The organism is Brevundimonas sp. GW456-12-10-14-LB3, assembly GCF_059424365.1.
The window spans coordinates 1-6980 of the sequence record NZ_JBWKZJ010000063.1 but is presented as its reverse complement, the minus strand read 5'-3'; the positions used below and the strand labels follow the sequence as shown (position 1 = coordinate 6980).

The following is a 6980-nucleotide window of genomic DNA, read 5'->3' as shown; positions in this document are numbered from 1 at the left end:
GGCTCGCCCTGATCGGGGCGGGGCTGGCCCTGGCGGGGATCGTCATCGAAAGCACGGGCGACGCCCAGCTGGCGGCCTTCAGAAGCGATCCAGCCAATAAGGGCAAGGTGCTGGACACCGGCCTGTGGCGCTATACGCGCCATCCGAACTATTTCGGCGACGCCTGCGTCTGGTGGGGGCTGTGGCTGATCGCGGCGGAGACGGGCGTGGGCCTGTGGTCCATCGCCGGGCCGATCTTCCTGACCTTCACCCTGACGCGCTGGTCGGGGATCGGGATTACCGAAAAGGCGATCAACCGGTCGCGGCCGGGCTATGCGGACTATGTGAAGCGGACGAGTGCGTTTGTGCCGTGGCCGCCGAAGAAGGGGTGAGGTCCGCTTCTCCCCGTCATCCTCGGGTCAAGCCCGAGGATGACGACAAGGCATGGATGACGGACGTGTCGGGACGAGGCGCGAAAAAGCCCCCGCCGCGAACGACGGGGGCTTTGAACCGAGGCGCGACGGCGTCTTAGTTGGTGGTCGGGGTGTTGTGGGTGGTCATGCCGCCGTCGGCGTTGCCGCCCTGTTGCTCGATCTGGTCGGCGCGGCGGTCGGCGTTTTCCTCGACCTGGTCGGCCTGACGGTTCAGGGCGTCCTTCTGAGCGTCGGTCGGGGCGGCGTCGGCCTGGGCTTCCAGCTGGTCGGCGCGGGCTTCGCCCTGGGCCTCGACGGCGTCGGCGCGGTTCTCGGCGGCCTTGTCGGCGGCGCTTTCACCACAGGCGGCGACGCCCGACAGGACGAACAGGGAGGCGGCGGCGACAGCGATCTTTTTCATGACGTTTCCTTCCATTGTGGAGGCAGGGAAACGTCACGGCGGCGGTTCAGTTCACGCCGCCGTGAGCTTTTCGTGATCTCAGCCCTCGGCCTCGGCGAAGGCGACCCGCGCGGCGCCCAGGAGGGCGGCGTGTTTGTGCATGATCACCTTGGTCGGGATCTCCTGCATATATTCCTTGAACCGGCCCTTTCGCTCGAACCTCTGGCGGAAGGGGCTGGCCTTGATGAAGGGCAGGATGCGCGGGACGATGCCCCCGGCGATATAGACGCCGCCGCGCGCGCCGGTGGTCAGGGCGATGTCGCCGGCGACCGCGCCCAGGATGGCGCAGAAGCGGGCCAGGGTGGCGCCGCAGGGGCTGTTCGGATCGGCCAGGGCCGTCGCGGTGATCTGGGCCGGGTCGTCGATATGGGTCTCGCGGCCGTCGATCTCGGCCAGGGCCCGGTGCATGTTCAGGAGGCCGGGGCCGCAGATCAGACGCTCGATCGAGACGCGGTCATAGCGGCGGCGCAGGATGCGCAGGATCTCGTCCTCGACCGGATCGCCGGGGGGGAAGCAGGCGTGGCCGCCTTCGGACGGCATGGCCATCTCCTTGCCGTGGGCGTCGCGCACCAGGGCCGAGACGCCGAAACCGGTGCCGGGGCCCAGGACGGCCACGGTCGAATGGGGATCGCCGTCGACGGGGCCGCCCAGGCTTTCCAGCTGGTCTTGCGGCACGATGGGGGCGCCCCAGGCCAGGGCCTCGAAGTCGTTGATCAGCTTGACCGGCGAAAGACCCAGGGTCGAAAGCTCGCTTTCCGACACCTGCCAGGGAGAGTTGGTCAGGTCGATGGCGCCGTCGGTGACGGGGCCGGCCACGGCGATGACGCCGCCGGTCGGCTTGACCTCGCAGCCCTCGATGAAGGCGGCGACCCCTTCCAGGAAGGTCGGATAGGTTTCGGCCGGGAAGCTCTCGTGGTGGTCCAGCACGGGCTTGCCGTCGATCATGCGAGCGACGGCGAAACGGGCGTTGGTGCCGCCGACGTCTCCGACGAGGAGGGTCTTGTCAGTCATAGGGTCGTTTCCTGCAGTCGGTGCGTCGGATCAGGCGTCGACGGTCCGGTCGACGAGATTGGGGTCGGGCGGGGTGTCCGTATGGGCCTGGGCGCCGGAGGGGAAGGCGAAACAGACGGTGGCGCCCTCTTCGGCCGTCGTGACCACATGGCGGAAGGCGCCGAACAGCTCACGGCCGTAGCCCCAGGCCGAGCCCTCGGCGTGGACGCTGGAACGGATCGCGGCGGGCCGGGCGGTCAGGCCGTCGACGCCGACCGTGGTCAGAACCCCGGCCTCGGCGTCCAGACGGATGACGTCGCCGTCCTTCACATGGGCCAGGGGGCCGCCGGCGAGGGCCTCAGGGCTGACGTGGATGGCGGCCGGGGTCTTGCCGCTGGCGCCCGACATGCGGCCGTCGGTGACGAAGGCGACCTTGAACCCCTTGTCCTGGATGACCGACAGGGCCGGCGACAGGCTGTGCAGCTCGGGCATGCCGTTGGCCTTGGGGCCCTGAAAGCGCAGGACCACGACCACGTCGCGGAACAGTTTGCCGTCCTTGAAGGCCTGGAGCGCGTCTTCCTGGGTTTCGAAGACGGCGGCGGGGGCCTCGACGATGCGGTTCTCGGGCTTGACCGCCGAGACCTTGATGACGGCGCGGCCGAGGTCGCCCTGGACCAGGCGCAGGCCCCCCTCCTTGTCGAAGGGATCGGAGGCGGGGCGCAGGATGTCGCGATCGAGGCTTTCCTTGACCCCGTCGCGCCAGACCAGCTGGCCGTCCACCATCGACGGTTCCTGGAAATAGGGCTCGATCCCCCCACCCTTTCCAGGAGGGCCCATGATGGTGACGACATCGGTGTGGATATGGCCGTGCTCGGCCAGTTCGCGCGCCACGAAGGCGACGCCCCCGGCGGCCTGGAAGGCGTTCACATCGGCCGAGCCGTTGGGATAGACCCGCGCCAGCAGGGGGGTGACGGACGACAGCTCGTCCATGTCGGTCCAGTCGATCAGCACCCCCGCCGCCCGCGCCATGGCGACCAGGTGGATGGCGTGGTTGGTCGAGCCGCCGGTGGCCAACAGGGCCACGATCATGTTGACGATGGACTTTTCGTCGATGACGTCGGCCATGCGGCACTCGCCGCTGCGGGCCAGTTCGACCGCCCGTTTCGCCGCCGCCGCCGTCAGGGCGTCGCGCAGGCCGGTGTCGGGATGGACGAAGGCGGTGGAGGGCATGTGCAAGCCCCCCAGCTCCATCATCATCTGGTTGGAGTTGGCGGTGCCGTAGAAGGTGCAGGTGCCGGGCGAGTGGTAGGAGCCGATCTCGCTTTCCAGCAGGGTCTGGCGATCGACCTTGTTCTGGGCGTATTCGGCGCGGACGCGGGCTTTCTCCGCGTTCGGAATGCCCGAGGGCATGGGGCCGGCCGGGGCGAAGACGACGGGCAGATGGCCGAAGGCCAGGGCCCCCATGAAAAGGCCGGGCACGATCTTGTCGCAGACCCCCAGCATCAGGGCCGCGTCGAAGGCGTCGTGCGTCAGGGCCACGCCCGCCGACATGGCGATGACGTCGCGGCTGAACAGGGACAGCTCCATGCCGGGGCGACCCTGGGTGACGCCGTCGCACATGGCGGGGGTGCCGCCGGCGACCTGGGCCGTGGCGCCGACCTGACGCACCGCTTCGCGGACCACGCCGGGGAAGCGCTCGAACGGCTGGTGGGCCGACAGCATGTCGTTATAGGCGGTGACGATGCCCAGGTTGGGCTTGGACCCGTCCATCGCCGTCAACTTGTCGGCTATGGTCTGGCCGGCGAAGGCGTGGGCCCAGTTGGCGCAGGAGAGCTTGGCGCGGCCGGCGCCGGAATCGCGGGCGGCGTCCATGCGGCGCAGATAGTCGGCGCGGGTCGCGCGGCTCTTTTCGACGATGCGGGCGGTGACCGCCGCCACGGTGGGGTGAAGCGCCATATCAGCCTTCCTCCGTCCACAGAACTTCAAGGGAAACGTTCGCCGCGATCAGGGCGGCGATGGGCTGGATCTTGGGATCGCCCTTGGCCTGCTCTTCAAAGACCCGGCGTTTGGCGGCGCCCTTCAGGCCCAGGATCACCCGGCCGGCGGACATCAGATAGGGCAGGTTGATCGACAGGCGCTCGATCGTCGGCGCGGCGCCGTCGCGGCCGTGGGGCACGCCCAGCACCGTCGGCTTCAGCGTCGGGGTCAGAAGCGTCTTCAAGGTGGGGCTGTCAGGGAACATGGAGCAGATATGGCCGTCCTCCCCCATGCCGAGAAGGACCGCGTCGAAACGCCCGCCCGCATCGGCCAGGGCGTGGGCGGCGACGATGGCGGCCCGGTCCACCGTGACCTCGGGCGTATAGAGGGGGATGAAGCGGGCGGCGGCCGCCTTGTCCTGCAACAGGACGTCGCGGATCAGCCGGGCGTTGGACTCAGGCGAGGTCTCGGGGACGTAGCGTTCGTCCACCAGGGTGACGGCGATCCTGGCCCAGTCCAGGTCGGTCGCAGCGAGGCGGCGATAGACGGGGGCGGGGGTGGTCCCGCCGGGGCCGGCGAAGACGGCGGAGTCCTTGTCGCGGACGGCGGCGCCCAGGGTCTCGGCCAGGCGGGCGGCGATGGCCTCGGCCCAGGCGTCGACGGTGGGGAAGGTTTCGATGGGGTGGGGCATTCTAACAGTCCTTCCTTCCGTCATCCTCGGGCTTGACCCGAGGATCGGAGGTGGCGGCGAGGAAGATGTCTCGCGTCATCGCACCAGCGGGCTGAACGTCCGGTCCTCGGGTCAAGCCCGAGGATGAGGGTGCAAAAAACTCACACATTGGTCGTGTTCCAGTCGCGGCCGGTGCGGATCATCAGCATGTCGGCGCTGTCGGGGCCCCAGGTTCCGGCGACGTATTCGTCGGGCTTATGGCCGGATTCAGCCCAGGCCTCGGCGACCTCATCGACCCATTTCCACGCCTGTTCGGCCTCGTCGCGGCGGACGAACAGGGTGGAGTCGCCCGCCATGGCGTCCAGCAGCAGCCGCTCATAGGCGATGCGGCGGCGCGGGGGGGCGGCGGACTTGCCGTCCACGCCCCAGGACAGGCTCATGGTGATGGGCTGGAGCTGCATCCGCTTGTCCAGGCCGGGCCGCTTGTTCATCACCGTCAGGGAGATGTCCTCCTCGGGCTGAAGCTCGATGATCATGCGGTTGGCCAGCGCCTCGCCCTCTTCATCGTCGAAGATGGAGTGGGGCACGGGCTTGAACTGGATGACGATTTCGGTGCGCTTCTCGGGCAGGCGCTTGCCGGTGCGCATGAAGAAGGGCACGCCCGCCCAGCGCCAGTTGTCGATGTCGGCCCGGATGGCGACGAAGGTCTCGGTGTCGGACGGGGCGCCGCGCTCCTCGATATAGCCCTTGGCCGGCCTGCCCTCGGACACGCCCGCCACATACTGGCCGCGCACGGTGACGCGCTCGGCCTCCTCGTGGGTGATGGGTCGGAGGGACCGCAGCACCTTGACCTTTTCGTTGCGCAGAGACTCCGGGTCCAGGTCGCTGGGCGGCTCCATGGCGACCAGGCACAGCAGCTGGAGCATGTGGTTCTGGAGCATGTCGCGCAATGCGCCGTACTCGTCATAGTAGGGCCAGCGGTCGCCGACCCCCACCGTTTCACCGATGGTGATCTGGACGTGGTCGATCGTCAGATTGTTCCAAAGCGGCTCGAAGATGGTGTTGCCGAACCGCAGGGCCGTCAGATTCTGGACCGTCTCCTTGCCCAGATAGTGGTCGATGCGGAACACCTGGTCCTCGCGGAAGGCGTGGGCCACGGCGTCGTCGATCTCGAGGAAGGACTTCAGGTCGCGGCCGACCGGCTTCTCCAGCACGATGCGGCAGTTGCGCTCGGCCAGACCCGCCGCCTTCATCGCCGTGACGATGCGGCCATAAAGCGAGGGGGAAACGGCCAGGAAGGAGGTGACCTCGCCGTCGCCGACCTTGTCCTTCAGCGGCTTCAGGCTGTCGGCCGAGGTGGCGTCCACCGCCAGATAGTCGAGCCGGGCCTTCATCCGGGTCCAGGAATGGTCGTCCCAGGCCTGATCCTGTTCGGCGCGAGCCTTCACCGCCTCATGGACCTTGGCGACATAGTCCTCAGCCGTCTCCTCGGAGCGGGCGGCGCCGATGATCTTCAGGCCGTCGGGCAGGAGTCCGTCGTGTTCCAGGAAGTAGAGCGAAGGCAACAGCATCCGCATCGCCAGATCGCCGCCGCCGCCGAACAGAATGAGAGCCGCCATCGAAATTCCCTCGAATATCCCATTTGTCGGGACGAACGCCTTTACGGCCTAGAGCATGATCGTTTCGGACGGAACCGCTTCGCGGTTCCGACAGAAGCGTGAATCATGCTCTCGGTTTGATCTGGAGCCTGATTCACGGCTTCAGCGGAATCGCGAAGCGATTCCACTTCAACCGATCAGGCTCTAGTCTTTGGGCCTTTGCCCGCTTCCGCCCGCGAGGCCAACACGTCCAGCACGTCCTGAAACACCATGTTACGGACATGGAGAAGCACCAAGAGGTGATAGATCAAATCCGCCGCCTCGCCGGCGAGTTCCTCATCCGGGCCGGCGACGCCCGCCAGGGCGGTCTCGACGCCTTCTTCGCCGACCTTCTGGGCGATGCGTTTGGCGCCCTGGGCGACCAGTTTGGCGGTCCAGCTTTCTGACGGATCGGCGGCGGCCCGTTCGGCGATGGTCCGCTCCAGCCGGGCGATGCGGCCCAGGCCCGGCGCGTCGGCCGCGCCGAAACAGCTGGTGCGGTTCAGATGGCAGGCGTTTCCGACGGGATCGACCGCCAGGACCAGGGCGTCGCCGTCGCAGTCGGGGGTGATGGAGACGACCCGCAGCCGGTCGCCCGAGGTCTCGCCCTTTCTCCAGCGCCCGCCGCGCGAGCGGGAGAAGAAGGTGGCCTCACCCGACTGGATCGTCTCGTCCAGGGCGGCGCGATCCATATAGGCCAGGGTCAGGACCTGGAGCGTGGCGGCGTCCTGGACCACCACGGGGACCAGGCCGTTTCCTTTTTCGAAGTCGATGGCAGCGGGGTCGATCATGGGGTGATCTCCTCAAAAATCCTCCCCCTCTGGGGGAGGGGGACCGCCCGAAGGGTGGTGGAG

At 68.1% G+C, this 6980-nt stretch carries 7 protein-coding genes; 1 reads left to right on the top strand and 6 read right to left on the bottom strand.

Features of this window, described 5'->3' with window-relative positions; translation table 11 throughout:
• The coding region (locus AC07XS_RS15480; protein ID WP_182715155.1) for a DUF1295 domain-containing protein at nucleotides 1-371 on the top strand (371 nt) is incomplete at its 5' end.
• Nucleotides 372-507: 136 nt separating this feature from the next.
• Here the strand turns inward: AC07XS_RS15480 and AC07XS_RS15475 are convergent.
• The 6 genes from AC07XS_RS15475 to hisIE all read right to left on the bottom strand — a co-directional run bounded on the left by AC07XS_RS15475 (nucleotide 508) and on the right by hisIE (nucleotide 6917).
• Nucleotides 508-813 (bottom strand): hypothetical protein, encoded by a 306-nt coding sequence (locus AC07XS_RS15475; RefSeq protein WP_054763988.1) that lies wholly within the window; start codon nucleotides 811-813, stop codon nucleotides 508-510.
• A gap of 78 nt (nucleotides 814-891) precedes the next feature.
• Entirely contained in the window at nucleotides 892-1863 is a 972-nt protein-coding gene (gene glk / locus AC07XS_RS15470) for a glucokinase (RefSeq protein ID WP_182715154.1), read from the bottom strand.
• Nucleotides 1864-1893: 30 nt separating this feature from the next.
• Complete coding sequence (edd, locus tag AC07XS_RS15465; protein WP_182715153.1) at nucleotides 1894-3798, bottom strand: phosphogluconate dehydratase; 1905 nt, start codon at nucleotides 3796-3798, stop codon at nucleotides 1894-1896.
• A 1-nt stretch (nucleotide 3799) separates the two neighbouring features.
• Nucleotides 3800-4510, bottom strand: coding sequence for a 6-phosphogluconolactonase (gene pgl / locus AC07XS_RS15460; RefSeq protein ID WP_182715152.1), 711 nt, complete (start codon nucleotides 4508-4510; stop codon nucleotides 3800-3802).
• 140 nt (nucleotides 4511-4650) lie between these two features.
• A complete protein-coding gene (gene zwf / locus AC07XS_RS15455; protein WP_182715151.1) occupies nucleotides 4651-6108 on the bottom strand; it encodes a glucose-6-phosphate dehydrogenase in 1458 nt (485 codons plus the stop codon).
• 176 nt (nucleotides 6109-6284) lie between these two features.
• On the bottom strand, nucleotides 6285-6917 hold the full coding sequence (gene hisIE / locus AC07XS_RS15450; RefSeq protein WP_182715150.1) for a bifunctional phosphoribosyl-AMP cyclohydrolase/phosphoribosyl-ATP diphosphatase HisIE: 633 nt from the start codon (nucleotides 6915-6917) through the stop codon (nucleotides 6285-6287).
• Between the last annotated feature and the right edge of the window lie 63 nt (nucleotides 6918-6980).

What these genes read in the sequence shown, in the direction of transcription:
- AC07XS_RS15475 (WP_054763988.1), bottom strand. Translation starts at nt 813, where the DNA reads ATGAAAAAGATCGCTGTCGCCGCCGCCTCCCTGTTCGTCCTGTCGGGC.
- glk (WP_182715154.1), bottom strand. Translation starts at nt 1,863, where the DNA reads ATGACTGACAAGACCCTCCTCGTCGGAGACGTCGGCGGCACCAACGCC.
- edd (WP_182715153.1), bottom strand. Translation starts at nt 3,798, where the DNA reads ATGGCGCTTCACCCCACCGTGGCGGCGGTCACCGCCCGCATCGTCGAA.
- pgl (WP_182715152.1), bottom strand. Translation starts at nt 4,510, where the DNA reads ATGCCCCACCCCATCGAAACCTTCCCCACCGTCGACGCCTGGGCCGAG.
- zwf (WP_182715151.1), bottom strand. Translation starts at nt 6,108, where the DNA reads ATGGCGGCTCTCATTCTGTTCGGCGGCGGCGGCGATCTGGCGATGCGG.
- hisIE (WP_182715150.1), bottom strand. Translation starts at nt 6,917, where the DNA reads ATGATCGACCCCGCTGCCATCGACTTCGAAAAAGGAAACGGCCTGGTC.